The organism is Paenibacillus sp. J22FR5, assembly GCF_059691975.1.
Map to the genome: position 1 here is coordinate 1 of NZ_JCAUAN010000067.1, position 2,694 is coordinate 2,694.

Here is a 2,694-nt window from a genome sequence, read left to right on the forward strand (position 1 = left end):
GGGCACTTCTTCGCTTGTAGTTCAAGTTGGGCTCGCCAGCATCGAACTTCGATCCGGATTTGACCCTCAGTTGCTTCGCGAAGCTGTTGCAGCTTTGAGCAGATCATGCTGACGCTATCAAGTGCTCACCCCGTCTACTTGGCTGCAGGTTCTACGGATTTGCGTAAGTCGATCGATGGACTCGCTGCACTTGTTCAGCAAGGGTTCGGTCTCGATCCCTTCTCTCCAAGCTTGTTTGTGTTTTGTAATCGTCAGCGCGACAAGCTCAAGATTCTTTACTGGGATCTAAACGGCTTTTGGCTATTCTATCGACGATTGGAACGCGGTACTTTTTGCTGGCCAACCAGCAAGGAGAGTGTGGTAACCGTCACTTCCCGTGAGCTCCGCTGGTTGCTCGACGGACTATCCCTTGAACAGCGGCAAGCTCATCCAATGGTCTCCGCGTAAACCGTCATCTAATAGAAGTGTTTGCTATTTTGCCATACCCGAAGGCAGAAAATGAGCGGGCTGGGTACGAAATTGTACGTATGGAAACTCTAACGGAAAACTCACCCACAATTGAAGAACTACAACAAAAGACAATGAAACAAGAGCAGGAGATTGCACGATTGTCGGCCAAGCTCAAGTGGTATGAAGAACAGTTGCTTTTGGCTAAGTCGAAACGCTTTGGTGCATCCAGTGAACAGACTCATCCTGATCAAATGGCAATGGATCTGTTCAATGAAGCCGAGGCTGAAGCTGATCCCCAAGTACCAGAACCAACGGTGGAGACGATCACTTATCAACGCAAGAAGAAACGTGGAACTTGGGAAATAAAACTTGCATCGTTGCCCGTCGAAACGATCGAATACCGGTTGACCGAAGAAGAGAGAGTATGCCCATGTTGCGCAGGAGCGCTACACGAGATGAGTACCGAGACCCGGCAGGAGCTGAAGATTATTCCTGCTGAGGTGAAGGTTGTTCACTATGTGCGGTATACTTATGCATGCCGTCAGTGTGAGCGTAGCGAGATTCGTACACCAATTCTCACAGCACCCATGCCAGCCCCTGTGGTGCCGGGAAGTCTAGTGTCGCCATCCTTAATGGCTTATTTGATGAGTCAGAAATATGTGGACAGCCTGCCGCTTTATCGGCAAGAACAACAATTTCAGCGTCTAGGTGTGAAACTATCGCGCCAAACGATGGCGAATTGGATCCTTGCAGCCAGCGGTGGCTAGCCCCGATGGTGGACTACATGCACAAGGAGTTATTGAAGCGAGACATTCTTAATGCGGACAAAACGACGTTACAAGTGCTGCGTGAACCAGGCCGCCCCGCACAGTCCGATTCGTACTTGTGGCTGTATCGCACGGGAAGATACGACGCGCAGATCATCTTGTATGACTACCAAACCGGACGCAGCGGCGAATATCCAAGAGCGTATCTTTCTGGTTATGCCGGGTATCTGCAAACGGATGGGTACAGCAGCTACAACAAGGTCGAGAATGTGACGCAACTCGGGTGCTGGAGCCACGCGAGGCGCAAATTTCATGAGGCATTGCAGATCTTGCCGTCCCATCAGCGTTCGGGCATGGTAGCAGCCGAGGGTCTTGCCTTTTGTAACGCTCTGTTTGAGGTCGAGCGCAAGTGGCGGGAGTCCACGCCCGAAGAACGCTATGAGGCAAGGCTCGCAGAGAGCCGTCCGATCCTAAATGCGTTCATGAAGTGGTTGGAAGAACAGCAGCATCGCGTACTGCCGAAGAGTTTGCTGGGGCAAGCCATTACTTACTCACTGAATCAGTGGGTAAAGTTGAATGTTTTCTTACAGGATGGTCGGTTAGAGATCGACAACAATCGCAGTGAGCGCTCGATCAAACCAGTCGTTATTGGAAGGAAGAATTTTCTTTTCAGTAACACGCCTCGAGGAGCAAAAGCGAGTGCCGTCATTTACAGTCTTGTAGAGACAGCCAAAGCAAATTCGCTCAATCCATACATGTACCTGAAGTATCTATTTGAAACTATGCCTCAGTTGCATGATGCTACAGATCTGGAAGCATTGGGTAAGCTGGCACCTTGGTATCCTGCGCTGCCACTCGTTTGCCGAATCTTTTCGAAATAGGATGGCCTTAACCTCTCTTCCTAAAGGATGGAGGTTATTTGGCGTTCGCATATATATTTCTATGCGCGAGCGAACGTTCAGATTAAGTGGTTTCATTTTCGCATGGACTCTAATGTCTTGCTAGGTGTGCTTGATTTGACGCTTACGTATCTATCATGGCTAACGATCGCCAATATTATAGGCATCCATTCGGATAGCGCGCCTTCTTTGGTGCGATTGTAATTATTATTCTTGGTTAGGATCAACGAGAGAAAAAGCGGATCTCCCCATAGTGATCGCGTCACCTGCCATAAATAACAGAAAGAGGCTATCCAAATATGTTGGGATGGCCTCGTTTATTTTAGCTAGATTAGCGTAACGACCTTAACATTATTCGTTCCGGTTCCTCGGAAATTCAAATTATGGGCTTAGATCCAGATGAATATATTCAAACGGAACGTTGATCAAACACTTCTAATTTACTCAACTTTCGCACCTACGAAAAACTAGTAAAGCCTTATGGTTGCAAGGCTTAATGGAGAATTTTTGATCCTCTTGACAGAAAAACACCCTCTTGTTTGGTATCATGGAAGTGACTAGCAACCATCGGTTTTCTA

The 2,694-nt window shown here is 48.1% G+C and carries 1 protein-coding gene and 1 pseudogene; both read left to right on the forward strand.

What is annotated here, in order from left to right; all coding sequences use genetic code 11:
• Nucleotides 1-105: 105 nt before the first annotated feature.
• Nucleotides 106-447 carry an IS66 family insertion sequence element accessory protein TnpB gene (gene tnpB / locus AC58P7_RS33340; protein WP_497350347.1) on the forward strand — a complete coding sequence of 114 codons (342 nt, stop codon included), beginning with the start codon at nucleotides 106-108 and terminating at the stop codon, nucleotides 445-447.
• Nucleotides 448-527: 80 nt separating this feature from the next.
• A pseudogene (gene tnpC, locus AC58P7_RS33345) lies at nucleotides 528-2,098 on the forward strand (IS66 family transposase).
• Nucleotides 2,099-2,694 lie beyond the last annotated feature (596 nt).